The organism is Streptomyces sp. NBC_00028, assembly GCF_045041065.1.
Lineage (GTDB): Bacteria > Actinomycetota > Actinomycetes > Streptomycetales > Streptomycetaceae > Streptomyces.
Genome location: NZ_CP108293.1, coordinates 5,792,202 through 5,817,844 on the forward strand (window position 1 = coordinate 5,792,202; position 25,643 = coordinate 5,817,844).

22 protein-coding genes are annotated in these 25,643 nt (G+C 70.5%); 9 read left to right on the top strand and 13 right to left on the bottom strand.

Annotation, left to right across the window (positions count from 1 at the left end):
- Window positions 1-42: 42 nt before the first annotated feature.
- Window positions 43-3,135: a tetratricopeptide repeat protein gene (locus OG885_RS26065; protein ID WP_405735586.1), complete on the top strand. Its 3,093-nt coding sequence runs from the start codon at window positions 43-45 to the stop codon at window positions 3,133-3,135.
- Here the strand turns inward: OG885_RS26065 and OG885_RS26070 are convergent.
- Both OG885_RS26070 and OG885_RS26075 read right to left on the bottom strand, forming a co-directional pair.
- Window positions 3,123-3,314: a DUF397 domain-containing protein gene (locus tag OG885_RS26070; protein ID WP_405735589.1), complete on the bottom strand. Its 192-nt coding sequence runs from the start codon at window positions 3,312-3,314 to the stop codon at window positions 3,123-3,125. The genes OG885_RS26065 and OG885_RS26070 overlap by 13 nt on opposite strands.
- Window positions 3,311-4,126, bottom strand: a complete 816-nt coding sequence (locus tag OG885_RS26075; protein WP_405735592.1) for a helix-turn-helix domain-containing protein — start codon at window positions 4,124-4,126, stop codon at window positions 3,311-3,313. Before OG885_RS26075 ends, OG885_RS26070 begins: the two co-directional genes overlap by 4 nt.
- A gap of 112 nt (window positions 4,127-4,238) precedes the next feature.
- On the opposite strand from OG885_RS26075, the gene OG885_RS26080 reads away from it, so the two are divergent.
- From OG885_RS26080 to OG885_RS26095, 4 genes are all read left to right on the top strand, one after another.
- Window positions 4,239-4,676 (top strand): ATP-binding protein, encoded by a 438-nt coding sequence (locus OG885_RS26080; protein ID WP_405735594.1) that lies wholly within the window; start codon window positions 4,239-4,241, stop codon window positions 4,674-4,676.
- A 227-nt stretch (window positions 4,677-4,903) separates the two neighbouring features.
- A complete protein-coding gene (locus tag OG885_RS26085; protein WP_405735597.1) occupies window positions 4,904-5,680 on the top strand; it encodes a helix-turn-helix domain-containing protein in 777 nt (258 codons plus the stop codon).
- Window positions 5,681-5,719: 39 nt separating this feature from the next.
- Window positions 5,720-5,986 carry a DUF6247 family protein gene (locus tag OG885_RS26090; RefSeq protein WP_405735599.1) on the top strand — a complete coding sequence of 89 codons (267 nt, stop codon included), beginning with the start codon at window positions 5,720-5,722 and terminating at the stop codon, window positions 5,984-5,986.
- A 135-nt stretch (window positions 5,987-6,121) separates the two neighbouring features.
- Window positions 6,122-7,237: an ADP-ribosylglycohydrolase family protein gene (locus OG885_RS26095; protein ID WP_405735601.1), complete on the top strand. Its 1,116-nt coding sequence runs from the start codon at window positions 6,122-6,124 to the stop codon at window positions 7,235-7,237.
- Between the two features lie 236 nt (window positions 7,238-7,473).
- On the opposite strand, the gene OG885_RS26100 is transcribed toward OG885_RS26095, so the two are convergent.
- Together OG885_RS26100 and OG885_RS26105 are read right to left on the bottom strand one after the other, a co-directional pair.
- Window positions 7,474-9,015 (bottom strand): sodium:solute symporter family protein, encoded by a 1,542-nt coding sequence (locus OG885_RS26100; RefSeq protein WP_405735603.1) that lies wholly within the window; start codon window positions 9,013-9,015, stop codon window positions 7,474-7,476.
- Between the two features lie 126 nt (window positions 9,016-9,141).
- A complete protein-coding gene (locus OG885_RS26105; RefSeq protein ID WP_405735606.1) occupies window positions 9,142-9,930 on the bottom strand; it encodes an SDR family oxidoreductase in 789 nt (262 codons plus the stop codon).
- Window positions 9,931-10,019: 89 nt separating this feature from the next.
- Between OG885_RS26105 and OG885_RS26110 the strand changes: the two genes are divergently transcribed.
- Window positions 10,020-10,859: a hypothetical protein gene (locus OG885_RS26110; RefSeq protein WP_405735608.1), complete on the top strand. Its 840-nt coding sequence runs from the start codon at window positions 10,020-10,022 to the stop codon at window positions 10,857-10,859.
- 127 nt (window positions 10,860-10,986) lie between these two features.
- Here the strand turns inward: OG885_RS26110 and OG885_RS26115 are convergent, their stop codons facing one another.
- From OG885_RS26115 to OG885_RS26125, 3 genes are all read right to left on the bottom strand, one after another.
- Window positions 10,987-11,178: a DUF397 domain-containing protein gene (locus OG885_RS26115; RefSeq protein WP_059196003.1), complete on the bottom strand. Its 192-nt coding sequence runs from the start codon at window positions 11,176-11,178 to the stop codon at window positions 10,987-10,989.
- Window positions 11,179-11,395: 217 nt separating this feature from the next.
- Window positions 11,396-12,265 carry a helix-turn-helix domain-containing protein gene (locus OG885_RS26120; RefSeq protein ID WP_405735611.1) on the bottom strand — a complete coding sequence of 290 codons (870 nt, stop codon included), beginning with the start codon at window positions 12,263-12,265 and terminating at the stop codon, window positions 11,396-11,398.
- Between the two features lie 337 nt (window positions 12,266-12,602).
- Window positions 12,603-13,361: a GPP34 family phosphoprotein gene (locus OG885_RS26125; protein ID WP_399960992.1), complete on the bottom strand. Its 759-nt coding sequence runs from the start codon at window positions 13,359-13,361 to the stop codon at window positions 12,603-12,605.
- A 226-nt stretch (window positions 13,362-13,587) separates the two neighbouring features.
- Here OG885_RS26125 and OG885_RS26130 point away from each other — a divergent pair, with 226 nt between their 5' ends.
- Together OG885_RS26130 and OG885_RS26135 are read left to right on the top strand one after the other, a co-directional pair.
- Window positions 13,588-16,725 carry a D-alanyl-D-alanine carboxypeptidase gene (locus tag OG885_RS26130; RefSeq protein WP_405735615.1) on the top strand — a complete coding sequence of 1,046 codons (3,138 nt, stop codon included), beginning with the start codon at window positions 13,588-13,590 and terminating at the stop codon, window positions 16,723-16,725.
- Between the two features lie 182 nt (window positions 16,726-16,907).
- A complete protein-coding gene (locus OG885_RS26135) occupies window positions 16,908-18,836 on the top strand; it encodes an MFS transporter (protein WP_405735618.1) in 1,929 nt (642 codons plus the stop codon).
- Between the two features lie 6 nt (window positions 18,837-18,842).
- Here OG885_RS26135 and OG885_RS26140 read toward each other — a convergent pair whose 3' ends face one another.
- The 3 genes from OG885_RS26140 to OG885_RS26150 all read right to left on the bottom strand — a co-directional run bounded on the left by OG885_RS26140 (window position 18,843) and on the right by OG885_RS26150 (window position 21,342).
- Complete coding sequence (locus OG885_RS26140; RefSeq protein ID WP_405735620.1) at window positions 18,843-19,709, bottom strand: MerR family transcriptional regulator; 867 nt, start codon at window positions 19,707-19,709, stop codon at window positions 18,843-18,845.
- A 79-nt stretch (window positions 19,710-19,788) separates the two neighbouring features.
- Window positions 19,789-20,304, bottom strand: a complete 516-nt coding sequence (locus OG885_RS26145; protein ID WP_405735623.1) for a glutathione peroxidase — start codon at window positions 20,302-20,304, stop codon at window positions 19,789-19,791.
- Between the two features lie 9 nt (window positions 20,305-20,313).
- Window positions 20,314-21,342, bottom strand: coding sequence for a winged helix-turn-helix domain-containing protein (locus OG885_RS26150; RefSeq protein ID WP_405735625.1), 1,029 nt, complete (start codon window positions 21,340-21,342; stop codon window positions 20,314-20,316).
- Between the two features lie 92 nt (window positions 21,343-21,434).
- Here OG885_RS26150 and OG885_RS26155 point away from each other — a divergent pair, with 92 nt between their 5' ends.
- Window positions 21,435-22,631, top strand: coding sequence for an MFS transporter (locus OG885_RS26155; protein WP_405735628.1), 1,197 nt, complete (start codon window positions 21,435-21,437; stop codon window positions 22,629-22,631).
- On the opposite strand, the gene OG885_RS26160 is transcribed toward OG885_RS26155, so the two are convergent.
- From OG885_RS26160 to OG885_RS26170, 3 genes are read right to left on the bottom strand one after another with little or no spacing between them, the layout of a single operon-like run.
- Window positions 22,606-23,079: a MarR family winged helix-turn-helix transcriptional regulator gene (locus tag OG885_RS26160; protein WP_405735630.1), complete on the bottom strand. Its 474-nt coding sequence runs from the start codon at window positions 23,077-23,079 to the stop codon at window positions 22,606-22,608. The two genes, OG885_RS26155 and OG885_RS26160, sit on opposite strands and share 26 nt — an antisense overlap.
- A gap of 9 nt (window positions 23,080-23,088) precedes the next feature.
- The gene (locus OG885_RS26165) at window positions 23,089-25,056 is read right to left on the bottom strand and encodes a tetratricopeptide repeat protein (protein WP_405735633.1); all 1,968 of its coding nucleotides are present in this window, start codon (window positions 25,054-25,056) and stop codon (window positions 23,089-23,091) included.
- Complete coding sequence (locus OG885_RS26170) at window positions 25,053-25,478, bottom strand: hypothetical protein (protein WP_405735636.1); 426 nt, start codon at window positions 25,476-25,478, stop codon at window positions 25,053-25,055. Before OG885_RS26170 ends, OG885_RS26165 begins: the two co-directional genes overlap by 4 nt.
- Window positions 25,479-25,643: the final 165 nt, after the last annotated feature.

The following is a 25,643-nucleotide window of genomic DNA, read 5'->3' on the forward strand; positions in this document are numbered from 1 at the left end:
CGTCTCTGCCAGACTTCACACAGGCCGACTACGGGGGTGGGGATGAGGCCGACGCAGCTGTCCATGCAGGAACTGATCAGGCAGCGCAGGCGCGCCGGGTTCGTGGGGCGCGGCGACGAGCGTGCCGCCTTCCGGGAGAACCTGGACCTGCCTCCCGCAGACGAACGGCACCGATTCCTGTTCCATGTGCACGGCAACGCCGGCGTCGGAAAGACTTTCCTGGTAAGGGAGTTGGAGCAGACCGCGAAGGACCGCGGAGCAGTGACGGCTTACGTGGACGAGAGCGCGGGAAGCGTCCCGGAAGCCATGGCGGTCATCTGCCAGCAACTAGCCGGACAAGGCGCCCGATTGAAGAAACTGGAGGAGGCGCTCACCTCCTACCGGGAACGGCGCCATGAGGCGGAAGCCGAGGCGGCCACCCTGGAGCCCGTCCCGGAGGGCCCGTCCGCGCCGGCCGCGACGGCGGTCCGGCTCGGCATGGCCGGACTGGGCATGATGGTCCCGGTCGCGGGCCCCCTCATAGGAGCTGTGGACGCCGGCCAACTGGCGGACGGCGCCGCGCGGTTGAAAGCACGCCTCAGCGCACGCTTCCGCAACCAGGAGGACGTGCAACTGGTCTTCTCCCCGGAGCGGGTCCTTACCCCCAGGTTCCTGGACGAGCTGTCCGGTGTCACCTCCGAGACTCCATGGCTGGTCCTCTTCTTCGACACCTACGAGCGCACGGGCACGTTCCTCGACGGCTGGCTGCACGAGCTGATGACGACGGACCGGTACGGCGAACTTCCGGCCAATGTCATCATCGTCACCGCCGGCCAGCACCCCTTCGACACCGCCCGATGGGGCGGCTTCGCCGACTTCATGGCGGACCTTCCGCTCGAACCCTTCACAGAAGCGGAAGCGCGCGGCCTGCTGGCGGACCGCGGGGTGACCGCCGAGCCGGTGGTCGCCGAGGTGCTGCGGCTCACCGGCGGCCTGCCCGTGCTCGTCTCCACCCTCGCCGAGTCCCACCTAGCCGATCCCGAGGACGTCGGCGACCCGAGTACGACAGCCGTGGAACGCTTCCTCAAGTGGGAGCCGAACCCCGTGCGACGACGCGTCGCCGTCGACTGCGCACTGCCCCGGCTCCTGAACGCCGACGTCTTCCGCGCCGTCGTGGACTGCGCGGAGAACGAGGCCAGGGAGCTGTACGACTGGCTGCGCGCCATGCCCTTCGTCAGTGAGCGAGGCGACCGGGCGCAGTACCACGAGGTCGTACGGGCCCCCATGCTCCGCCTGGAGCGCCGCCGCTCCCCCCGGGACTGGACACGACGGCACGAGCGGCTCGCCCAGCTCTTCGCCGACTGGCAGCAGGAGCGGCAGGCCGACCTACGCGATCCGTGGGCGGACAGGAGGTGGCGGGAGCTACGGCTGGCGGAGGCCTATCACCGGTTGTGCGCAAGGGAGCAGACGGCACTGCCGGGGGTGCTGCGGGATGTGGTGACGGCGTGCGGCAGGAGCCACGCGGAGGCCCGTCGCTGGGGACGGATGCTGGCGGACGCCGGGGAGGACACCCAGGCGGCGGCGGTGGCCCGCTGGGGCCGGGACCTGCTCACCGCCCTGGAGGCACCCGAGGCCGCTGCCGCCCTGGACCTCCTTCTCGACCGCGCGGCCCTCGACTCGGTGAGCCGGGCGGCGGCACACGCGGCACGTGGCAGGATCTTCAGGACCGACGGCGACCACCGACGGGCGCTGCTCGAGTACGACCGTGCCCTCGCCCTCGACGCCGAGCTGGCCGGCGCCCATCACGGCCGGGGCGTCGCCCGGGCCCACCTGGGTGAATACGCGGCAGCCATCGAGGACTTGGATCGCGCACACGCCCTGCAGCCCGACAACGCCGAGATCTTGGAGACCCGCGGGGACTACCACCGGATCCTCGGAAACCACGACAGCGCCCTGCGGGACCTGGACCGCGCGATCGAACTGGACCGCACCGCGCCCCCTTCCTGGGCCGCCCGGGGAATGACCCATCACGCCCTGGGCCACGATGAACTCGCGCTGGAGGACCTGGCCCAGGCGCTGGCGCTGGATCCGGGCTTTGTCTGGGCCCTGGTACGCCGGGCTCGCGTACGCCGCTCACGGGGCGAGCGCGAACTCCAGATGGCCGACCTCGACCGCGCCCTGGAAGTGGCTCTGGACTCCGCCTGGGTCCTCTGCGAACGGGGCGACGCACTCAGTGCTGCGGGCCGGGAGGCGGAAGCGCTAGCCGACTACCAGCGGGCCATCGACCTCGACGAGACCTACGCCTCCGTGTACGCCAGCCGCGGCGTCCTGCACGCCAAGCACGGCCGCGACGAGGAAGCGGTGGCTGACCTGGACCGGGCCCTGGACCTCGACCCCGAGTATTCCTGGGCCCTCGTCCACCGCTCCCAGGCGCAACGTCGCCGGGGCCTGTTCGACCAGGCACTCGCCGATGTGGAGCGGGCGGTGGCGCTGGACCCGGACAGCGCGTGGGCCCTGTCCAACAGGGCCACGACGAACCTCGCGGTCGGCCGGCTGGAGCAGGCACGGCTGGACCTCGAGCGGTATCTGACCATCGGGAGCGACCACGCCTGGGCTCACCGGCACCTGGCGGAACTGCATGCGTTGAACGGCCGGTTCGACGAGGCACTGGCCGCCGCGGACACGGCACTTGCGACCGGCGGCGAGTCGGTGGACGAGGCCGAAGCGAGGTGCGGCATTCATCTGGCCATGCGGGACTGGCCCGGTGCCCGGCGTTTGGCCGAACGCATGCGAACAATCGACGATGCAGGTGGTTTGCTGTACCTGGCCTTGGCTGTGAGCGGGGAAGAAGGAGCGGCCGCCGCTCGGCCCGTCTGGGACGCCTTCACCCGCTCGGCCTGGCAGGAAACCCTCTCACCACAAGTGCACGACCTCGTGCGGGCCCTGGAGAGCGCCGGTGTCCAGGCATGGTCCGAGCTGGACATGTGGTTGCACCGCGCTCTTGAGGCACCGCAAGAGTGGGACGACCTCGCGACCCTGGCCGAATGTCTCGACGTCCTGCTGTACAGCGAGGGCGTCGACCGAACCCGCCTCGCCCCCAGACTGGCGACGGTGACCGCGGCCCGGGACGCGGTCCGGGCGCGTTATGCGGAGTAGGCGCTGATGAAGGTCGACCAGGCGTGGTCGGTGACGGTGATGTGCGGGCGGTGCGTGTCTTTGGAGTCGCGGACGTGGACGGTGGTGTTCGGGTCGGCGGGGGATATGGCGACCTCGACGCACTCCGGGCCGTCGTTGCTGCTGTAGCTGCTCTTGAACCACTCCAGGGCGGAGGTCATGTCTCTTCTTCTCCCAGGACTTTCTCGATGAAGGCCAGCGACTCACGTGGCGTCAGGGCCTGCGACCGGATCATTCCATAGCGCATTTCCAGGATCTGGACTTCCCGGGGATCGCTGATCACACGGCTGTGGAGCTGCCCCTCCGAGTGCCCGAGCGTCTTGCCGTCCCGGAGTCTCAGCAGCTGAAGGGAGCCACCCATACCGGCGTGATCCTCACAGTCCGTGGGCATCACCTGGATCCTGACGTGCCTCAACGTGCCGATCTCCAACAGGTGTTCGAGCTGGCGTCGTAACACCATTCTGCCTCCGATGGGCCGCCTCAGCGTCACCTCTTCCTGGACGAAGGTGAGCAGTGGGGCGGGCGTCCGCTCGAAGATCTGCTGGCGTGCCATGCGCGCGGAGACCTGGCGCTCGACCTCGTCCTCGGAGTAAGCGGGCTGCCTGATCGCGAACAACGCCCGTGCATACTCGGGTGTTTGGAGCAGGCCATGCATGTTGTGGTTGCCGTAGGCCCCCAGCTCGACGGCCTCGTCCTCCAGCTTCGCCAGATCCCGCACCTTCTTCGGGTAACGGGCCTCCTCCAGGTCCTTCTTCATCGCGGAGATCTTCCCGCCCGCGCCCAGCACCTCATCGGACTTGTCGAGGAAGTCCGGCTTGGGATTCCGCCGCCCCCGCTCCACCGAGGACACCATCTCCCCGCCGTACCCGATCGCCTCCCCCAACTCGGGCTGCGTCAGTCCGGCGGCCTCCCGCCACATCTTGATCTGCCGCCCGACCGCCTTGAGTACGGCTGCGGCCTCTTCGTCCTCCATGTCACCCCTCCACAAGTACGGGCCGTACGACTACGCCCCGCAGCCGGACAGTCCGACTCCGTACCGGAGTCGCTGCTGTTCAGAGTAGGTACGCGCGACCACTCTGGGTGACGTGAATCAGAAATCTCCACCCCAAGTCACCGCCCCGACGCACTACTTCACGGTGCTGCTGTCCGCCAATCGAAGAGGTGCCCAACGCGCCCGCGAGCACACGGTGCGTCAGCTCGGGGCCTGGGGTGTGCCGCTCGAAGCCGCGCAGCACATCGTGGCCGAGCTGGCGTCGAACGCCGTGCTGCACGGCCGCGTCCCCGGGCGGGACTTCCGGCTGAGGCTGAAGCTGTACGCCGATGACGGAGTCCTCCGTGTCGAGGTGACCGACGCCCGGGGCGACCGGATCCCGCAGCTCCACGACCCGGTGTCGGGCGACGCGGAATCGGGTCGGGGTCTGCGCATCGTCGAGGCGTACGCGGAGCGTTGGGGCGTGGAGGAGGCTGCGGCCGGCGGGAAGACGGTGTGGGCCGAGGTGGCACCGGATCGTGGGGATGCGTGACCCGGTGGGTCCCGACGCCAAGAACCAAAGAACTGGGGGAAAGAACCAACCCCACCCCCACCGCCCCCGTCGATCACCCGCGGGAGTGAACATCGCCAACTCAACTGGCGCGGCGAGGGAGTTGTGGTGCAGCGTCTGCCTCACACAACCGCACACATGCATCGGCCCCCGCCGGGACGGCAATCCCAGTGCGAGGGCCTGATCACCGAGGAAGAGGAAGCTTCCCGATGACTGACCAGCAGCCTAGCGCGCCCGCGCGCGCCAAGTCCGGCCGTTTCACCCGTGGGGTCGAGCACGTCAACGAGCCCCACACCGACAACTTCGTCGTGGTCGGAAACCATCTCGTCCAGCACCCCGAACTGTCCCTGACGGCGATCGGCCTGGCAGTCCACATCCAGTCGCTGCCCTCCGGAACCCCGGTCGGCATCAAGGTGCTGGCGGCGAAGTTCCCCGAGGGCGAGATCCGTATCGCCGCTGCCCTGCGGGAGTTGGAAGAGCACGGGTACCTGGCACGCCCCAAGGAGCGTCTTCAATCGGGCCAGTACGTGACCCGGACGCTGTCGTACAACAAGCCGAGGCCGGCAGTACTCCAGGCAGCGGCGGAGCCGGAGCCGCAACCCGCGAAGTCCCCGCAGTCCCCGGCCGCCGCCAACCTCCTCGCCGAGCTCCGCACGTACGACTCCCGCCTTCTCCTCACGGAACGGGACGTGCAACGCCTGACCCCGGCGGTGGAGACGTGGCTGGAACGCGGAGTCCCCGCCACCGCCGTACTGCGGACCCTGGCGAGCGGCCTCCCCACCGCCCAGATCAAGCACCCGGCAGCCTTCCTGGCCCACCGCCTCAAGGAACTCCTGCCTCCAGCGCTCCCCACCCCTGAACCCGTCCCGGCCCCAGCCGGACGCCTGGATCCTTGGCAGGACTGCGACGGCGACTGCGGCCGCGTCTTCCGGGCGCCGGAACCGGGGCGGTGCCGGGACTGCCGTACGGCGACGGTCGCGGCGTAGCCGCCCCGAAGGAATGGCCCGTACGGTCCGCTGATTCCCATGCCCGAGCTCACGCCGGACGCGTTGCGGGCGGCGGTCGCTCGTATCGCGCCGAGCCGGATCCCGGCGCTCACCCAACACCTCTTCGAGGCCACGACGAACGCCCAGCAGACCCAGAGCCTGGCCCCGCTACGGGCCTTCGTTCACTCCTGGGCCGTCTTCGTGGCGATCGAACGGCACCCGGAGCGCGCGGCACGGCTGCGTGACCTGGAACGACTGGTGAAGGCCGGGACGGGCGGCGGCTGCGACGGCCCCTGGTACGGGTGATATCTGACCACCCGCGCCCAATAACGACCACTCCGGGCACACCCCGCATACCGTTCCGCGCCCTGAACCGACCGTTCCCGGTCGATTACAGTTCTGAGCTGTCGTATGGGCGGACGGTCGTCACGGGAGGTCTTGGTGGGTGTGACAGCCGGGGCCGTCTGGGGGCGGGTCGAGCAGCAGGACTTCCGGAGCCGGGTGCGGGGCACGCTGCTCGGGGCCGCTGTCGGGGACGCGCTGGGGGCGCCGGTCGACGGGCTCTCGCTGGAGGAGATCCGGGAGGCGTACGGGGCTGAGGGGGTCGTGGATCTCGTCCCGGGGTACGGGCGGCGCGGGGCCGTGTCCCATCTCACCCAGCTGACGCTGTTCTCCGTCGACGGGCTCATACGTGCCCAGGTCCGCCGTGACACCGGCGCCTGGCATCCGCCCACCGATCTGCACCGCGCCTATCTGCGGTGGGCCGCCACCCAGCGGGACTGGGGGCCCGACGAGCGGCGCAAGGACGACGGGTGGCTGGCGCGGGAGGAGTGGCTGTACGCGCGCCGGGATCCCGCGCGCTCACTCCTCATCGGGTTCGGCGACGAGAACATGGGCACGCTCGACACCCCCAAGAACCCCGGTGAGGCCGGGGCCGAGGCCGCCGCCCGGTCCGCGCCCTTCGGGCTGCTCGTCGGGTGGGAGCCGCAGCTCGTCGTGCAGCTCGCCGTGGAGTGCGCGGCGCAGACCCACGGGCACCCCGTCGGCTACCTCGCGGCGGGCGCGTACGCCGCGATCGTGCATGGGCTGGCCCGCGGCGAGAGCCTGGACGCGGCCGTCCAGCAGACCCTCGCCCTCATCGCCGCCCGGCCAGGACACCAGCCCGTGTCGGACGCCTTGCAGCACGCGCTGGGCGCCGTACGGCAGGGGATGCCGTCGCCCGCGAGGGTCGGGGAGCTCATCGGGGCCGGCACCGCCGAGGGGCTGCTCGCCGGTGCCGTCTACTGCGCGCTCGTCAGCGAGGACGTACGGCACGGGCTCTGCCTGGCCGTCAACCACGACGGGCCCGCCGCCGCGGCCGGTGCCCTCACCGGCGGCCTCCTCGGCGCCCTGCACGGCGAAACGGCCCTCCCCCCGGCCTGGCTGGCCGAACTGGAGGGCCGTCCCACGTTGCTGGAACTCGCCGACGACTTCGCGATGGAGATGACTCAGGGGCCCGCGCTGCATGGCCCGGCAGGGTCGTCGCCAGGGTGGCTGGCCCGGTATCCGCGGGGCTGAGCCCGGGCGGTTCGGTGCGGTGGGGGTCGGGGCCGCGCCGGGGGGTGTCCGTCCTCGGAACGGCGCGGAATCGGTCACCTATGAAGGGGCGCCCGTGTTGACGCGCCAACCGCTGCGGGCGGACACCCCCCGACACGTCCCCTCACGTTCGAACGCATCTGCGGGTCGTGCCGCTCAGGGGCGCGGGGAACTGCGCGACCAGCCCCCACCGCCCGCACCCGCCAGCGGCCCCCCGGTCACGCCTCCGTAGGCACCGGCTCAGCCCGCGCAGCGACCCCGTCCCCGTCCGTGTTGATCTTCTCGATGATCGCCAGCCGCTCCGGGGTGTCCTCCGGCTTGAGGAAGCCGATCAGGATGTAGAGGACCAGGGAGACCGCGAGCGGGATCGAGACCTGGTACTGGAGCGGGACTCCGCCGTCCACGTTCCAGTTGATCGGGTAGTTCACCAGCCAGAAGGCCAGCAGACCCATCGACCAGCTGGTGAGCGCCGCCGTGGGGCCCGAGCGGCGGAACGGGCGGAGCAGGCCCAGCATCATCGGGATGGCCATCGGGCCCATCAGACCGGCGACCCACTTGATGACGACGGTGATGATGTCCTTGAAGGTGGGGGAGTTGACCTGTGTCGCCGCCGCCATGGACAGGCCGAGGAAGACGACGGTGGTGATGCGGGCGACCCGCAGCCCCTGTCCCTCCGTCCAGGTGCGGGCGCGGCGCCAGACCACCGGCGCGCAGTCACGGGTGAAGACGGCCGCGATCGCGTTGGCGTCGGAGGAGCACATCGCCATCGTGTGGGAGAAGAAGCCGACGATGACCAGGCCCAACAGGCCGTGGGGGAGCAGCTGTTCGGTCATCAGGCCGTACGCGTCCGAACCGTCCGGCTTCTGCGACTGCACCAGCAGCGGGGACAGCCACATCGGGATGAAGAGGACCACCGGCCAGACCAGCCACAGCGCCGCCGACAGCCGCGCCGACCGCTCCGCCTCGTACGCGCTCGCCGTGGCCATGTAGCGCTGGGCCTGGTTGAGCATGCCGCCGTTGTACTCGAAGAGCTTGATGAAGAGGAAGGCGAGGAGGAAGACCGTGCCGTAGGGGCCCACCAGCGGTTCGCCGTGGCCCTTCAGCTGCGGCTCGTCCCAGGCGCCCCAGAAACCGATGCCCTTGTCGTTCAGCTCCAGGACCACGGCGATCAGCATGGCCACACCGGCCAGCAACTGGATGATGAACTGGCCGAGTTCGGTCAGCGCGTCCGCCCACAGACCGCCGATCGTGCAGTAGACGGCGGTGATGCAGCCGGTGATGAGGATGCCCTGGTTCAGGGAGATGCCCGTGAAGACCGACAACAGGGTCGCGATCGCCGCCCACTTCGCGCCCACGTCCACGATCTTCAGCAGCATGCCGGACCAGGCCAGCGCCTGCTGGGTCTTGAGGTCGTAGCGGTTCTTCAGGTACTCCAGCGGGGAGGCCACATGGAGCCTGGAGCGGAGGCGGTTGATGCGTGGCGCGAACAGCTTCGAGCCGATCGCGATGCCCAGGGCGATGGGGAAGGACCAGGTGACGAAGGAGGTGACGCCGTAGGTGTACGCGATGCCCGCGTAGCCCGTGAACATCACCGCGCTGTAGCCCGACATGTGGTGCGAGATGCCGGAGAGCCACCAGGGCATCTTGCCGCCGGCTGTGAAGAAGTCGCTGACGTTGTCCACGCGCTTGTGCGACCAGACGCCGATGGCCACCATCACGCCGAAATAGCCGATGAGCACGGTCCAGTCGAGACCGTTCATGTGCGCCCTCCCAGGGTCGACCCGGCGCTCATCGTGGGCGCTCCCGCGTGAACACGACAAGCAGGCGTAAGGTCAAGGGGAGGTAAATTCATTCGAGATGATGGCCTGTGTTCATCTACATGAACATCACCGCATCAGCTCCCCGGCGTTGACCAGCAAGGACTGCCCCGTGATGGATCGTGCCCGGTCCGACGCCAGGAACACCGCCGCATCCGCCACATCCCCGTCCGTCGCGAGATCGGGCAGCGCCATCCGGTCCGTCAGCCGCTTGAGCACCTCGGACTCCTCGGCCCCCTCCGTGTGCGCGGTGAACTGGACGTACGCCTGTACCGGCGGCCCCCACATCCAGCCCGGCAGCACCGTGTTCACCCGGATCCGGTACGGCCCCAACTCCCTTGCCAGCGAGTACATCGCGCTCGTCAGCGCCCCCTTCGAGGCCGCGTACGCCGCCTGCCGCACCTGTGAGGGGGCGGCCACGGACGACTGCGTACCGATGAACACCACCGAGCCGCCGCACTCCTTCAGCGCCGGCAGGCACGCCCGGGTCATCCGCAACGACCCCAGCAGGTTCACGTCGATCACCGACTGCCAGGTGGTGAAGTCGGCGTCCTCGATCCCGCCGAAGTAGCTGTCCCACGCGGCCACATGGACCACCGCGTCGATCCGCCCGAACCGCTCCACCGCCAACTCCGCCAGCGCCGCGCACTGCCGCTCGTCGGTGATGTCCGTCGCCCGGTACGCGGTGTGCGCCCCGTCCGGGTCGATGTCGGACGCGGACTTCGCCAGGTTCGCCTCCGTACGCGCCCCGAGCACGGCGTTCCCGCCGTCCCGTACGACGGCCGCGGCGACCTGATGGCCGAGACCGGCCCCGACGCCCGACACGACGACGGTCTTTCCTGAGAGCAGTGATGACATCGATGACCCTCCCGACGGCTCGATCCCGACCCTGGCGCATTATCTGACGGGGCGTCAGAGTAAGGGCGACCGGAGGAAAGGGGAACCGCATGAGCGACGACACCCGCAGCGAGACGTACGCCGAGCTGGCCGCCGTAGGACCGTACGGAGTCCACCCGGGCCACGCCCTGATCACCATGGTCGAACCGCACCCGGGCCATGAGTACGCGTACAACCGCTGGTACGAGGACGACCACTACTACGCCGGCGCGATGGCGATGCCCTGGATGTACGCCGGGCGCCGCTGGGTCGCCACCCGGGACCTCCAACTCCTGCGCTACCCCGAGAAGTCGGCGGTCGCCCAGCCGGTCACCGTCGGGTGCTACCTCTCGACGTACTGGATCACGGACGGCCGCTACGCCGACCACATGAAGTGGACCGTCGGGATCAACAAGCGCCTCAACCGGGACGGCCGGGTCTACCAGGACCGCACCCATGTCTTCACCGCGTTCCAGGACCACGAGGCGACCGTCTACCGGGACGGGGCGGCGGGCCCCCGTGACTTCCACGCCCTCGACCACCCCTACGCGGGCCTGGTGATGGAGGTCATCGACGCCGAATCGGCCGAGCAGCGGGCGGAGTTGCTGGAGTGGCTGCGCTCCCGTCACCTGCCGAAGCGCGTCGCCGGGTCACCGGTGGCGATGGTGACCGTCTTCCGGCCGACGCCCCTGCCGGGTGACCGTATGACGTACGTGAAGCAGGTCGAGGGCGTCGACACCCGGCTGACCCTGCTGTGGTTCCTGGAGGCAGACCCGCGGGAGTGCTGGGAGGCGTACTTCACGGGCCTGGACGGGCCGGTGGCGGAGGCGGGCCTGGGGCGGGTGGAACTGGTCGCGCCGTTCGTCCCGACGCTGCCCGGGACGGACACGTACGTGGACCGGCTGCGCTGACGCCCCTGTCAGGGCACAAGCCGAGCCCCCTCGGCAAGGACGGCGAGCTGGACGAGAGGGCTCTTCAGTGGTGCTTGTGCAGTTGAGTAGTACTGATGGGTCACTGCTGTTTGATCACTCGGTCGTCCTACGCCTTGACCGAACCGACGAAAGCGGTCCACGCGTCCGCGGGGAAAGCCAGGGTGGGGCCGTCCGTGACCTTCGAGTCCCGGACGGCCATCGCCGCGAGGACGGGGGACTTGATCTCGACGCACGCGCCATTGCCCTGGGAGTAGGAGGACTTGACCCACTCGTCCGTGACGCCCTGCTTGATTGCCATGTTCGCTCCGATAGCCAGTTGCTGAGTTGCTGTCACCGTGCGGTGCGTTTGTCTCCGTCTGCACGACACGGTTTGCGCCAACGTTGTTGCCTCGATGGCGTGATCGACGCTACTCGCCAACATCGGAGTGCGGGGAAGGTATTCACCCGGCCGAGTGGCATATTCCAGTGGGGTCTTCCATCACGGCCGGACTTAGGTGTACCTTTCGGCGCCCGCCTTACAGAGTGGCCTCGCGTGCGTAGTCCTTCGCGATGTTCGAGATGAATTCCCGGCTTTGGTCCGCGTTCAGGGCCTGTGCCCGCAAATGCTCGTACATCACGCTGTACTTCTGCACGTCCTGCGCCTTCTCCAGATACAGGTCGCTGGTCACACCCTCGATGTAGACCACGCTGGAGTCGGCGGCGTCCGGGAACTCCAGGATCGCGTACTGCCCGCTGACCCCCGGGTGCGCGCCCATCGTGAACGGGATCAACTGCACGGTGACATGCGGCAGCTGGGACATCTCGATCAGATGCTCCAACTGCTCGATCATCACCTGCCGGTTCCCGACCTCCCGGCGCAGCGTCGCCTCGTCGAGCACCGCCCACAGTCGCAGCGGGTTGTCGGCGGCAGAGATACGTTCCTGTCGGCGCAGCCGCACCTGCACGCGCTTGTCGATGTCGGTCGGCGTCGCCTCGGGCAGCGCGCCGGAGATGAGGGACTCGGCGTACGTACGGGTCTGCAACAGCCCCGGGACGACCTGGGGGTCGTACACCCGCAGACTCGCCGCGTCCGTCTCCAGCCCGATGTAGACGCTGTAGGGAATGTCGCCGAAGGAGTGCCACCAGCCCTGCTGGCGGCTGTCCTTGGCCATTTGCATGAGCGAGTCGACGATCCGGTGGTCCTCGACCTCGTACACCCCGCACAGATCGCGGACGTCGCGCTGGCTGATGCTGCGCCGTCCGTTCTCCAGACGGCTGATCTTCGACTGCGACACCAGCAGCCGTTCGGCGACCTCTTCGGCGGTCATGCCCTTGAGCTCGCGGAGCCGGCGCAGCTCCTGGCCCAGCCGGCGCCGCCTGACGGTGGGATTGACATTGGTCGCCACGAGAACGTGCACCTCCGGCTGCGTGCCTTCGAAAATTGCCACTTTGCGTATCTGCTGTTGAGCAGACTGCCACCAAGGTGCTTTCTACCGCTGGGAAACCGTGGATATGCGCAGCGCAGGCGCCGGTTCGCGGTGAACGGCGGTGAACGGCGATGACCGGCGGGCCGTTGAGAGGGTGTGAGGGCAAAAAAGCGCGCGGGACGGCGGGACCGTGGTGTCGTCCGGACACACGGTCCCGCCGCCCCGCGCGGACCAGCGGCTCCCGATACCGGGTGTCGGATACGCCGGAGTTGCGTGGTGCGGCTCGGTTCCCGCGGCGGTGTCGTGGAACTGCGGCTCAGTGGGCCACGACACGCGCCATGGAACCGTGGCGCGGTTGCACCGGAACACCGCGAGCGGGTTCCGCTGCGGCCCTGCCACCGGCCGCGGCCGGACGGCCGGGCGCAGGGGCGGGGCTACGGCGTGGCTGCGCCGCCACACCGTTCTGGACGTCCATCACGGCGTGCGCGACGAGACCGCCCATGGGGTCGTGCCTGATCAGATCCCGCAGCCGGGACCGAGAGGACCGCCCCTCGTTGCCCGGGTACAGGTGCTTGCCGAGGCCGACCGCGTGGGCCAGGGCGGCCAGCGCCGCGGTCCGCGGGTCCGGCGGGACGCCGGTGCGGATCGCCGAGTCCAGCCGGGACCTGATCTCCCGGCTGATGGCGTTGTCCGTCGCCTGATAGCGAGTCGTCGGCAACACCCCGCACATCTGACCGGCGACGGCATGCACCATGCCGCACCGCTCGAGATGCGAGAGGTAGGTCTGGCGCAGCCCCAGCCGGGGTCCGCCAATCCAGTTCACCGCCCGCACGGGAGCGCCACGCCTTCGCAGCAACTCCAACGCGCAGTCCAATGTCGGATCTCCAGTCGGCCGTGGTACGACCACGGCGATACGATCCCCGTCTGGGGCTATCCGTCCGGCCAGCGCCAGCTCCACTAGCTGTGCTCCGGCCAGACCGAGGTCGAGCGACTGCGGCTGTGCGGTGGTACCCGTGGTCGGGTCCAACGCCAGCAGCAGAAGCTCCTCCGGAAGTGTTCTGCGGCTCCTGCCCATCCATGCCTCCCCGCGTGGATGAATGACAGGGTGACCCCTCTCACATTGGTCTGTCGAGGGTGCGTGACCTGTTTGTAGTGGAACCGGTAGGTATGTCGTTCTCGTCTACCGCAGGAGCCAAGCCCTCACACAGGACACTGGTACATGGTTCGGACAGTGCGGTGGACCGTGGCCCTGGGCAGGCGATCGGATACAGGTTCACGGATTCACGGTTTAGGAGGCATCGGTGGCGGGCGAGTCCCCCGACAGGTCGAAGCAGCGCGAGTCGTCGGCAGAACCGACGTCGGGGAGCGCGGGTCCGGTTCCCGAGGCGAGGACCGAGGTCCGCGATCCGCGGCTCGCGGTCGCCCGGGACACCGCAGAGAGCACCGATGCCGGTACGGAGCCCCGCGGCGGCGTGGACACGGCGACACGCGTGTTCTCGGTACGAGACGTGGCGAAGGCGAGGGAGTCGGCGGCCCGGGCGGAAGCCGGGGAGGGCGGTACGCCGGAGGACTCGGAGCCCCAGGAGCCCGCCACGGAGACGCCGGAGACGCAGGCTTCCGAGGCCGAGGCCGAGGCCGACGTTGAGGGCACCGGGCCGGACGCGGGCGGCGACGCGCGTCTGCGGGCCGCGGTGGCGGCATGGGTCCGCACGGGCGACGGCACGCCGTCCGGGGCCGATTCCGGCGCCGAGGACGCGCCCGCGACGGCTGACGGCGACACCGGGACGTCGGAAGCGTCCGAGGCCGCCTCGGACGCGCCTGAGGGGGACGCTGAGGCCACCGGCGCCGGTGAGCGGGCGGCGGACGGGCCCGACGGAGCCGCGAAGGCCGACGAGGCGGAAGACGCCGCCGACCTGTCCGACGAGCCCCGTGACGCGGGCCCTGACGCCGAGCCGGCCGACAAGCCGACGACCACCGGCACGGACCCGTCCGACGGCCCCCGTGACGCGGGCCCTGGCACCGCCCCCGCTGACAGCCCGGCCGGTAAGCCGGTGACCACCGGCACCGCCGACGAGCCCCGTGACGCGCGTGGTGGCACCGAGCCCGCCGACGGCCGGCCCGGCAAGTCGGCGACGACCGGTACCGACAGGGCCGACGAGCCCCGCGACACGCCTGGTCGCACCGAGCCCGCCGACAGCCCCGTCGCCGCCGCCAAGGCCGACGAGCCGACGGACAAGCCGCTCACCCCTGCCACCGGCGCTGCCGAAATGGCCGACGAGCCGGCGGACAAGCCGCTCACCCCTGCCACCGGCGCTGCCGAAAAGGCTGGCGAGCCCGCCGACAAGCCCACCGACGCGGCCCCCAAGCCCGACCCGCGCGCGGCGACCGGCACGGCAGCCCCGGCCCCCGCCGACGCCCCTCAGGCGGCCAGCGGTGACAAGTCCCCGCAGGACTCGCCCCCGCCGGGCACCGCGAGCCGTGCCGCCGCTCCCGCCGACGCCCCTCAGGCGGCCAGTGGTGACAAGTCCCCGCAGGACTCGCCCCCGCCGGGCACCGCGAGCCGTGCCGCCGCTCCCGCCGACGCCCCTCAGGCGGCCAGTGGTGACAAGTCCCCGCAGGACTCGCCCCCGCCGGGCACCGCGAGCCGTGCCGCCGCTCCCGCCGACGCCCCTCAGGCGGCCAGTGGTGACAAGTCCCCGCAGGACTCGCCCCCGCCGGGCACCGCGAGCCGTGCCGCCGCTCCCACCGACGCGCCTCCGGCCGCCGACGGCGACAAGGCCCCCGCGGGTTCGCCCGGCCCCCAGGACTCGCCCCCGCCCGGCACCGCAAGCCGCGGCGCAACCCCCGCCGACGCGCCTCCGGCCGCCCCGGGCGGCAAGGCTCCACGCGGCGACGTGCCCGCGGCCGCCGACGGTGGCAAGGCCCCTCAAGGGCCACCCGCAGGCGGCGACGAGAGTCGCACGGGTGGTGCGGGTGGGAGGAAAACCGGGGCCGAGGGCGAAGCCGAGGCCGGGCGGCAGGTGGATCAGCCCACCACCATGCTCAAGCTCCCGCCCCCCACAGAGCGCACCAGCAAGTTCGTCGCGCTCAAGCCCGACGTCACCACCCCCGTCCCCCAGGTCGGCCCCGAGCGCACCACCCAGCAGCCCCTCCCGCCGAAGCCCCCGCTGGACCTGCTGGCCGAGCTCACCAACACCCCGCCGCCCCCGGAGACCCCCCTCCGCACCACCGTCCGCCGCGTGAAGATCTGGACGCCCCTCGTCCTCCTCCTCGCGGTCATCTTTGCGGTCGTACAGTCCGTACGCGCGCTGCCCACCCCCACCCTCCAGCTCACCGCGCAGGACAGCTACTCCTTCGACGGCAGCAAGGTGGACATCCCCTGGCCCACCGACGGCCAGGGCGCCCTCGACGTCCAGGGCATCGGTTCCTTCGGCTCGTCCGGTGACCAGAAGCCCGTGCCGATCGCGAGCGTCGCCAAGGTCATGACGGCGTATCTCGTGCTGCGCGACCACCCGCTCAAGAGCGGCGCCAAGGGCCCGAACATCAAGATCGACCAGACCGCTCAGGACGAGGGCGCCGCCAAGAGCGACGAGTCCAAGGTCGCCGTCACCGCCGGTGACGCCATCTCCCAGCGTGAGGCGCTCGAAAGCATCCTCATCGCGTCCGCGAACAACGTCGCCCGTCTCCTCGCCCGCTGGGACGCCGGTTCCGAGAAGGCCTTCGTCGAGAAGATGAACGACGCCGCGGACGACCTCGGGATGACGAACACGACGTACACCGACCCCTCCGGGCTGAACAACACCACCGTCTCCACCGCCGTGGACCAGGTGAAGCTCGCCAAGAAGGCGATGGAGTACCCGGCCTTCCGCGAGGTCGCCGCGATGATGTCGTACGACGACTACAAGGGCGAGAACCACCCCAACTGGAACCAGCTCGTCGGCAAGAACGACGTCGTCGGCATCAAGACCGGCACCACCACCTCCGCCCTCGGCAACCTCGTCTTCGCGGCGAAGAAGGAGGTCGACGGGGAGACCCGGACCATCGTCGGCGCCGTGCTGCGGCAGCCGGCCGGCGGCGTGGACAACACCATCCTCAGCGCCGCCCTCACCGCGGGCGACCAGCTGATCCGGGCCGCCCAGGGCGCCCTGGAGTCCGCGACGATCATCAAGAAGGGCGATGTCGTCGGGTACGTCGACGACGGGCTCGGCGGGCACACCCCCGTCGTCGCCACCAAGGACGTCACCGCCGTCGGCTGGTCCGGGCTGACCGTGAAGCTGACGTTCGCCGCCGATGACGTACCGCACACCGCGAAGGCCGGCACCAAGGTCGGCACGCTCACGGTCGGTGACGCCTCGGCCGGTGCCGTGGCAGTCCCGGTCGCGCTCCAGAAGGATCTCGTCGAACCGGGCTTCACGGACAAGCTGACCCGCCTGGGCTGATCGACGGCCGAAGAGCCGGTCCCTGCCCGCCGCCGACGCCCCCGCCCGGGGGCCCGGCGGCGGGCTGCGTGCTAGCGTCACGAATCGGGGCAGGTCGCCGGTCGCCCACAACGCGACCGTGAACGAGGCCGGAACATCACACGGCCGAGAAAAGAAGACGGGACACGGGGAGTTGCCTTCAGGTGGCCACTGCGGAGCCGACACGCGCAGACGACGCCGATCCGGGCTCGGACACGAGCCCGCGAATACGCGTGCCCGCACCGCGCACAGAGAGCACGGGCGACAGCAGCAACGAGAGCAGCGGCGAGCGCGGCAGTGGCGGCGACAGCCGTCGTGCCGACACCTCACCCGGGCCTGAGCCCTCGCCTCCGGTGCCCTCCCGCTTCCTCACCGCGTTCCTCGCTCTGCGCGAGCGGATCCTGCGGCACCCCGTTCTCTCCTTCACCGTCCTGTCCGGCGGGCTCCACATCATGTGGTTCTTCGTGTTCGCGAACAGCGGCGGCGACCTCGCCGCCCAGGACGCCTGGGCGGAGTTCGTCGGGCGGCACCCGGACTCGGCGTACAACCTCGCCTGGTACGGCGGTATGCACCCGGTGTCGTACAGCGTGGTCTCGCCGTATCTGATGTCGGTCCTCGGTGTCCGTACGACGATGATGATCGCCGGCACCGTCTCGGCCGGGCTGCTCACGCTGATCCTGCTGCGCAGCCGGTCGGTGAAGAACCCGCTGTGGGCCTCGCTCGCGGGCGTCGTCGCCTTCTTCTGCAACGCCGTCTCGGGGCGGGTGACCTTCGGCCTCGGCACGATGTTCGCGCTCGGCGCGGTCGCGGTCGTGTTCTGCTGGCCGTACCGCTGGCGCTACAAGCGGTGGGCGAAGGCGCTGTGCGCCGCGCCGCTGGCCGCGCTCGCCACGATGGCCTCGCCGGTCGCGGGCCTGTTCGTGGGGCTGGTCGCGGCGGCGCTGTTCCTCCAGAAGCGGCGGCCCGGTGCCTGGGCGCTGGGCATCGCGCCGACCGTGGTGGTCGCGGTGTCGGCGTGGCTGTTCCCGTTCTCCGGCACCCAGCCGATGATCTTCGGGTCGGTGATCCTGCCGTTCACGTACGGCGCCCTGGTCTACTTCCTCGTCCCCAAGGAGTGGAAGACGGTCCGGCTGACGGCCGCGGTGTACGCGCTCGCCGTCGTCCTGGTCTGGCTGATCAGCTCCCAGATCGGCTCCAACATCTCCCGGCTGCCCATGCTGTTCGCCGGGACGGTGCTGTTGGCGGCGCTGCCCTTCACGGTGCCGCGCAGCCGCAAGTGGTACGCGATCGTGCTGGCCATCGCCGGGTTCGGCGGCTGGATCGGCTTCAAGTCGGTCGACGACGTCCTCAACACCACTCCGGCCGCCTCCTGGGCCCGCGAACTCGCCCCGCTCGTCAACGAGCTCCAGGAGGTCGGCGCCGAGAAGGGCCGCGTCGAGGTCGTGCCGGCCCGCTCCCACCGGGAGGCGTCCGCGCTCGCCCCGTACGTCAACCTCGCCCGCGGCTGGAACCGCCAGGCCGACATGGAGCGCAACCCGCTCTTCTACGACGACACCCTGAACTCGGCGAACTACCACGAGTGGGTCAAGCGCTGGGCCGTGCACTTCGTGGTCGTCCCCAAGGACGAGCCGGACGGGGACGGGGCGAAGCGGGAGCGGGACCTCGTCCAGCGCGGCATGCCCTATCTGAAGCAGGTCTGGGGCGACGCCAACTGGCAGCTGTTCCAGGTCACCGACCCCACCCCGCTCGCCGAGCCCAACGCGGTCGTCGACCGCGCCGAGCAGGGCGAGATGACCCTCCAGGTGAAGAAGGCCGGCCGCATCCTCATCCGGATCCCGTACTCGCCGTGGCTGAGCGTCGTCGACGCCGACGGCAAGAGCCTGGATCCGCCCAAGGAGACCCAGGCGTCCAAGGACCGGGCCGACGGGGAGCCGAAGACGTACGACAACGTCAACGGCTGCCTGATGGAGACGGAGGAGGACGCCCAGGGCGACAAGTGGACGGAGCTGCTCGCGCCGAAGGCGGGGACGTACCGCTTGGCGGCGCCGTATCAGCTGCCGCGCGGGACACCGTGCCCCGACGAGCTCAAGTAGGGCTGCCTACCTGACCGGGAAGGCGACGTCGCAGACGGGGTCCTCGGGCCCCGCCGCGTCCCAGTTGGCGAAGTAGATCTCCCGGCAGGGCCCCGCCTGCTCCAGGCCCTGCCCGGCGATCCACTCCTCCACCGCCTCGAAGGCGGCGATGATCTGCGGATGGGCCACCTGGGCCTTGGTGATCCGGGTGTACGCGAACCGCTGGGCGGGCTCCACCCGTACCGCCGTCTCCCAGGCCCGTCCGCGCTCCGCCGCCCACGCCCGGGCCGCGGCCTCGTCGGCGACGGGCACGCAGGACTCGGCGGGGCCGTCGCTCTCCATGGAGACCTCGGAGTGGTAGAGGACGAACGGCGCCGCCGTCACGCCCCCGCACTCCCGCGAGGCCTCCTCCAGGCGTCCCAGCGACGCCCCGATCCACGCCGGCAGCTCGTCGGCCAGCGTGTGCCGCTTCTCGGTGATCACCGCCTGTTCCGGCAGCTCCACCGTCTCCACCACGAACTTCCCGTACATCTCGGAGCTCCTCCCCGACAGTCGTCCACGGAGGTACTCGGCGAGCGTCCGCTGCCCGGCCAGCCGGGTCTCCACCTCGGCCCAGTAGCCGGCCAGCACGTCCGCGCCCGCGACCCCGCCCGCCTCGACCACCTCGGCGATCCGCGCCAGCGGCATGTCGAGCTGCCGCAGCATCGCCACCAGCCGGGCGCGTTCCACCTGACCGGCCCGGTAGTAGCGGTAGCCGCTGGCCTCGTCGACATGCGCCGGGGTCAGCAGCCCGAGCCGGTCGTACAGCCGCAGGGCCTTGGCCGAGAGGCGGGCCCGCGCGGCGAACGCGCCGATGGTGAGCAGATCGTCGTGGATCGGGTCGTGGTCGGTCACGGGATCATCCTCGTCCTCCGTCACCGGACGGGTCTTCCGCCCGGTGACGAGGAGGCTCTTCCCTGCCCCAGGGGCAAGGTCAACCGGCGAGCTGCGCCTCCAGGGCGGCGACCAGCTCCGCCGCGTCCGGCTCGGTCTGCGGCGAGAAGCGGGCCACGACGGTGCCGTCGCGGCCGATGAGGAACTTCTCGAAGTTCCAGCGGATGTCGCCGGTGTGCCCCTCGCCGTCGGCGAAGTCGACGAGGCGGTCGTAGAGCTCGTGCCGGCCCTCGCCGTTCACCTCGACCTTCTCGGTCAGCGGGAACGTCACGCCGTACGTCGCCGAGCAGAACTCCGCGATCTCCTCGGCGCTGCCGGGCTCCTGACCGAGGAACTGGTTGCAGGGGACGCCGAGGACGGTGAAGCCCTTGTCGGCGTACTGCTTCTGGAGGTTCTCCAGCCCCGTGTACTGCGGGGTCAGGCCGCACTTGGAGGCCACGTTCACGATCAGCACGGCCTGGCCGGCGTACTGGGAGAGGTCCGCGGCACCGCCCTGGAGGGTGCCGATCTCGACGGAGAGGGGAGAGGTGAGGGAGTTGCTGTCAGCAGTGGTCATAAGCGGATGCTAACTCCGGTAAGTGTCGGGCCGACGTGAGGCCTCGACGAAGGAGGGCACGACGGGAGAGGCATCAACGGGGGAGGCTTCCACGAGGACGCTCCCGGCCGCCGTCCGCTCGTACAGCACCGACCGCCCGGCCCGTCGCCGCTCCACCAGCCCCGCGTCCAGCAGCACCCGCAGATGGCGGCCGACCGAGCCGAGGCTCTGCCCGGTGACGGCGACCAGCTGGGTCGTGCTCATGGGGGAGCCCAGCAGCATGAGCACGCCGGCGCGCGCGGCGCCGATCAGCGCCCCGAGCCCGGCCGGCACCGGACGGCGGTCGTGGTCCTCGGCGAGCACACCGGAGCACGGGTAGACCACGGCGTACCGCTCCCGCCCCTCCCACGACACCCAGCCGCCGCCCGTCGTCACCGGGACGAAGGCCAGCTCGGCGCCGGAGGCGATCTCCCGCGGCGGATACGCGTGCAGGTTGACCTGGAACCGGCTCTCGCCGAGCCAGCGCGTCCAGGGCCGCAGCGAGTCCAGCACGGCCGCCCAGCCGCCATGGCTGACCTGCGCGGTCCGCGCGACCACGTCGGCCTCCAGGATGCGCCGCCGACGGTCCCAGTACGGCCGTACGGTCTGCTCCCAGACGTGGGTGAGGAGCGCGGTCGCCCGCTCGGGCAGGTCGTCCCGGTCCAGCAGCGCGGGGAGCGGGCCGGCGAGGGAGACACGGAGGTGGGAGCGGGCGGCATCGGGGCCGGCCGCCCGCACCCGGGCCACGGTCGCCTCGAAGCTCTCCCCGGCGACCGGGGTGGGGCAGACGAAGTCGGCGATCCAGGACCTGAGCGCGGCGTCGACGAGCGGTCCCGCCACCGGGTCGGCGGCGAGGAACGCGCGGTAACCCGGCAGATGCGCGCGCAGCCAGGCCTCCTCGCCGGGGTGGGCGGCGCTCCCGGCGTGCAGCAGCTTCAGACACGCGAACGTCTCGGCGAAGGGGGAGACCAGGAACCGGCTGCGGGCGAGGGTGTCGGTGCCGATCAGCCACAGGCCCATGCGTCGTAGGCCCCCTCTCCTGTGCCCGTACGACGTTTCGTGTGTCGGCGAAACAGTAAACACGGCTGCGGGAGGTGCGCAGACTCCGACCCATGCGCAGCTACCGAACCCTGTTCCGCACCCCGGAGTTCACCCCCTTCTTCCTCTCCTACGCCGCCTTCAACGCGGCCCTGACGATCGGCGGGCTGTCCCTCGCCACGCTGGTCTACCGGGCCACCGAATCGCCGCTGCTGTCGGCGCTGAGCATGTTCGGGCCGCAGCTGGCGCAGGTACTGGGTGCGACCTTCCTGCTGTCGGGCGCCGACCGGTTGCGTCCGCGGTCGACGCTGGTCCGGACGGGGCTGGCCTTCGCGGCACTGACGGCGGTACTGGCGCTGCCCGGACTCCCGGTCGGGGCGGTCTTCGTCGTCGTCCTCGCCCAGGGCCTGATCGCGTCGCTGGGCGGGGGAGTGACCGGCGGTCTGCTGAACGAGATCCTCCCCAAGTCCGCTTTCGTGCTGGGGCGTTCGATGTTCAACATGGCTTCAGGGCTGATGCAGGTCCTCGGCTTCGCGCTGGGTGGCGGGCTCCTGGCGCTGCTGTCGCCGCGTGTGTGTCTGCTCCTCGCGGCGACCTTGTATCTGACGGAGGCCCTGGGCTACCGCCTGGGCCTGACCGACCGTCCCGCCCGCGCCAAGGGCCGCCTCTCGGTCCGCGCGACCTGGCACACGAACGCCGTCCTGTGGTCCTCCCGCCCACGCCGTCTCACCTACCTGGGCCTGTGGATCCCCAACGGCCTGGTGGTCGGCTGCGATTCCTTGTACGTCTCCTACGCCCCGGACGCGGCGGGGGTGCTGTTCGCGAGCGGGGCGCTGGGCATGTTCGCCGGGGACGTGATCGTCGGCCGCCTCGTACGCCCCGCCTTGCGCCCCCGGCTGGCCACCCCGCTGCTCCTGCTGCTGGCGACGCCGTACCTGCTCTTCGCCCTCCACCCGGCGGTCCCCCTGGCCGCGGTGGCCGTCTGCCTCTCCAACGTCGGCTTCGCCGCGAGCCTGGTCCAGCAGGAGCGGCTGATGTCCCTCACCCCCGACGACATGGCGGGCCATGCCCTGGGCCTGCGGTCCTCCGGGATGCTCACGATGCAGGGCGTGGCGGCGGCCCTCGCGGGCACGGTGGCCCAGGTGACGTCACCGGCGGCGGCGATGTCGATGACGGCGGGGGCCTCGGTGCTGGTGACTTTGGTGCTGGCGGTGGCGGGTCTTCGTGCGTCGTCCGCTGAGGCGGCTATGGAGCCGAGTCGGGCTCGCTGAAGACCTCGGGGACCTTGTTGTCGAGGACGACACGGGAGAGGAGGGCGGCGAGGCGGTCGCGTTCGGCGGGGGTGAGGTGGGCGGGCAGGGCGTCGATGCGGCGGCAGGTCTCGGCGTAGAACTCCGCGGCGAGCCGCGCCCCCTCGTCGGTCAACCCGACCCGCACGGCACGCCGGTCACGGGGATCGGCTTCCCGCCGCACCAGCCCCCGCTGCACGGTCCGGTCGACCAGCCCGGTCAGACTCGACTTGGCCAGCCCCAACGTCTCACCGAGCTCGGTCATGCCCTGCGGATGCGCCATGAGCACACAGAGGAGCTGGCCTTGCTGGGGGGTGAGGTGAAAGGCACGGCTGGAGTCGGCGTACACGGCGTTGATGAGAAACGCGGAGCGGACCAGGGCGGGGACTATGCCCAGGGGGTGAGGGGCGGGGGTGGGTGGGTTGGGCATTGGGGCAGCTTAATTGCTGGTCTCGCGGCGGACCGCGGCGAGTAGGTTGCGAGTGGCTTGGGTGTTGGGGTGGGTAGGGCCGAGGATTCTTTCGCGTTGGGGCAGGGTGGTTTCCAGCAGGGGGATGGCTCGTGACACCTCCCCGTTCTCCAAGTACGCGACGGCGAGGGTATGGCGGCTGGCGAGAGTGTCGGGATGCTCGTCGCCGAGGACCTGCTCGCGCTGTCGGAGGGTGGTCTCCCACAGTGGGATGGCCTGGTCCCGGCCCATGACCTCATAGCGCGCACGGGCAAGGTTGTTGCGGCAGGTGATGGTGTTGGGATGTAGGTGGCCGAGGACCTCTTCGAGCTGGGCAAGGGTGGTTGTCAGCAGCGGAGCGGCTTTGTCGGCGGCGTCGGCGGCGATGTAAGCCAGAGCGAGGTTGTTGAGGGTGGTGAGGGTATCTGGAGTTGCGGCGCCCAAGGCTGCTTCCTGTTGGACGAGGCTTTGCAGGAGTGGGATCGCCTTGTCCGGGGCGTTGGCGGCGATGTAGGCGAGGCCGAGGTTGTTGCGGTGGGCGAGGACGGCGGGGTCGTTGTCGTCGTGGGTCTGCTCACTGTGAATGAGGACTTGAAGCCTGAGCTTGAGAGTCAGGCCGTCTCGTTGCTGCCGGAACAGATACTGGGCCGCGCTGTAGTAGGCCCAGCTCATCTCTGCGGTCGGAACGCTGCCGGCGGCCGCGGTGTCGGCCAAAGCGTCGATGTGCGGAAGGAAGCGCAGCCACTTGTCCGCAGCAGTTACGTCGTCGTCCGACGGTAAGGCCAGCTGAAGCACAAGCTCCGCGTCCAGTCGCCCGTTCGTCCGGCTCCGCACCACCGTCTGCACCAACCGATGCACGCTGACGCACCCCGGATCGCCGAAGCTCACCATGTTGTACGAGTGCAGCACCCCCAACGCCCTGTTCAACGCCACCGAATCCGGCGCCAACGGCTCCAGGAAAGCGCGCGGAATATCATCCGGCGCCATCCAGGCCATAGCCTCCAACAACCGCACCGCCAACGGATCCCGCCCCGAGATCGCGCCCAGCGTCTGATCCCAGATCCGCGCGATCGTCCGCTCCGGATCGATCCCCTCGCTCACCTCGTCCAGCACGAGTCCCAGTGAACGCCGGTACTCCTCCAACCCCGCCCCGGTCTCGTACACATACGCCCCCGCCTGCTCCAAGGCCAGCGGCAGACACCCGAGCACCCGCGCCAACTCCGTCGCCGCATCCCACTCCGCCCGCGTCGGAGCCCGCCCCGGAAACGCCAGCCGGCTCAACAGATCGACGGCCTCGTCCAACGGCAGCAGCCCCAACGCCATGGACGGAGCCACCGCGTGCCAGCCCGTGGCCTTACGGCTCGTCGCCAGATGGTGGCCCCGATGCAGCGTCCCCACGTACGGCTTCAGCACCCCCGGATCCTCGACGTTGTCGAAGACCAGCAACCACCCCGCGTGCTCTTGCAGCCACAACAACGCCCACGCGGCCCGCTCGTCCGGCCCCGCCGCCCCCGCCCACTGCGGGCACAGCGCCATGGCGAGACCGCCCAGCCCGGTCACGATCGACTCCGCCGTCTCCGCGGTGATCCACCACACCAGCGTGTACGCGTCCCGGAACCGCGCGGCGTACTGCAACGCCAGCGTGCTCTTGCCGACGCCGCCCAGGCCGTGGATCGCCCGCACAGCCGCCTGCTGGGTCACCGCCGCCGTACCGCCCCCGGTCAACAGAGAACGCAAATCCGCCAGTTCTTCCTCGCGGCCCACGAACACCCCGGACGCCGACCCGGGCAGAAACCCCGCCCCCGCCGGTGCCTCCACCGTCCGCGCCCAGTGCACGGCCGCCGCCGGCAGGACGACGACCCGGGCGTTGTCCCCGCTGACGGCGACACCGATCGACTCACCGGCCGCGATGGCCCGTTCCCCGGGCGCCGACGGGCCCGGACCGAACTCGGCGTTCACCGCTTCGCGGGACCGTGCCCGTCACCGGTGATCGCCACACCGATGCTGCCCCCGGCGGCGATCGACCGTGTCCCGGACGCGACGACGACCACCGGAGTGCCGCCGTCGCTGCTCGGCATCAGCGCCGCCAACTCCTCGGCCAGTTCAGGGGACTTGCTCAGCGCCTTGCGGATCACCTGTCGCAGGGCGCCCAACGCATCCTCGCTGTCCGGGTCGGCGACCGCGTCCGCCACGGCCTCCGCCAGCGCCTCCCGCACCCGCTCGTCGGCCCGCTCGTGGGTGGTCCGGAGGAGGCCGCGGCCCACCTCCGCCGGTCCGCTCACGACGGGCACGCCGTCGCTGTCCAGCACCCGTTCCCCGTGCGCCCCCAGTGACTCCCGCAGATAGGGCGTCATCCCGTCCACGAACCCGGCGTCCGCCATCCCAAGGCCCCCGTTCCCTCCGTACATGGTGACTCACTCATACAGGCACGGGCGCGTGGCCGGACAGGAAGGGCCCAATCCGCACGTTTCCGTTACGACAGGCACCCTTGACAGCGTGCGTACTGTTTCGCGACGTTTGAGCCCCACCGCACAATGGGCACGGAG

Coding starts and splice junctions, on each gene's coding strand:
- OG885_RS26065 (WP_405735586.1), top strand. CDS start 43: ATGAGGCCGACGCAGCTGTCCATGCAGGAACTGATCAGGCAGCGCAGG.
- OG885_RS26070 (WP_405735589.1), bottom strand. CDS start 3,314: ATGACCTCCGCCCTGGAGTGGTTCAAGAGCAGCTACAGCAGCAACGAC.
- OG885_RS26075 (WP_405735592.1), bottom strand. CDS start 4,126: ATGGAGGACGAAGAGGCCGCAGCCGTACTCAAGGCGGTCGGGCGGCAG.
- OG885_RS26085 (WP_405735597.1), top strand. CDS start 4,904: ATGACTGACCAGCAGCCTAGCGCGCCCGCGCGCGCCAAGTCCGGCCGT.
- OG885_RS26090 (WP_405735599.1), top strand. CDS start 5,720: ATGCCCGAGCTCACGCCGGACGCGTTGCGGGCGGCGGTCGCTCGTATC.
- OG885_RS26100 (WP_405735603.1), bottom strand. CDS start 9,015: ATGAACGGTCTCGACTGGACCGTGCTCATCGGCTATTTCGGCGTGATG.
- OG885_RS26105 (WP_405735606.1), bottom strand. CDS start 9,930: ATGTCATCACTGCTCTCAGGAAAGACCGTCGTCGTGTCGGGCGTCGGG.
- OG885_RS26110 (WP_405735608.1), top strand. CDS start 10,020: ATGAGCGACGACACCCGCAGCGAGACGTACGCCGAGCTGGCCGCCGTA.
- OG885_RS26115 (WP_059196003.1), bottom strand. CDS start 11,178: ATGGCAATCAAGCAGGGCGTCACGGACGAGTGGGTCAAGTCCTCCTAC.
- OG885_RS26125 (WP_399960992.1), bottom strand. CDS start 13,361: ATGGGCAGGAGCCGCAGAACACTTCCGGAGGAGCTTCTGCTGCTGGCG.
- OG885_RS26145 (WP_405735623.1), bottom strand. CDS start 20,304: ATGACCACTGCTGACAGCAACTCCCTCACCTCTCCCCTCTCCGTCGAG.
- OG885_RS26150 (WP_405735625.1), bottom strand. CDS start 21,342: ATGGGCCTGTGGCTGATCGGCACCGACACCCTCGCCCGCAGCCGGTTC.
- OG885_RS26155 (WP_405735628.1), top strand. CDS start 21,435: ATGCGCAGCTACCGAACCCTGTTCCGCACCCCGGAGTTCACCCCCTTC.
- OG885_RS26160 (WP_405735630.1), bottom strand. CDS start 23,079: ATGCCCAACCCACCCACCCCCGCCCCTCACCCCCTGGGCATAGTCCCC.
- OG885_RS26170 (WP_405735636.1), bottom strand. CDS start 25,478: ATGGCGGACGCCGGGTTCGTGGACGGGATGACGCCCTATCTGCGGGAG.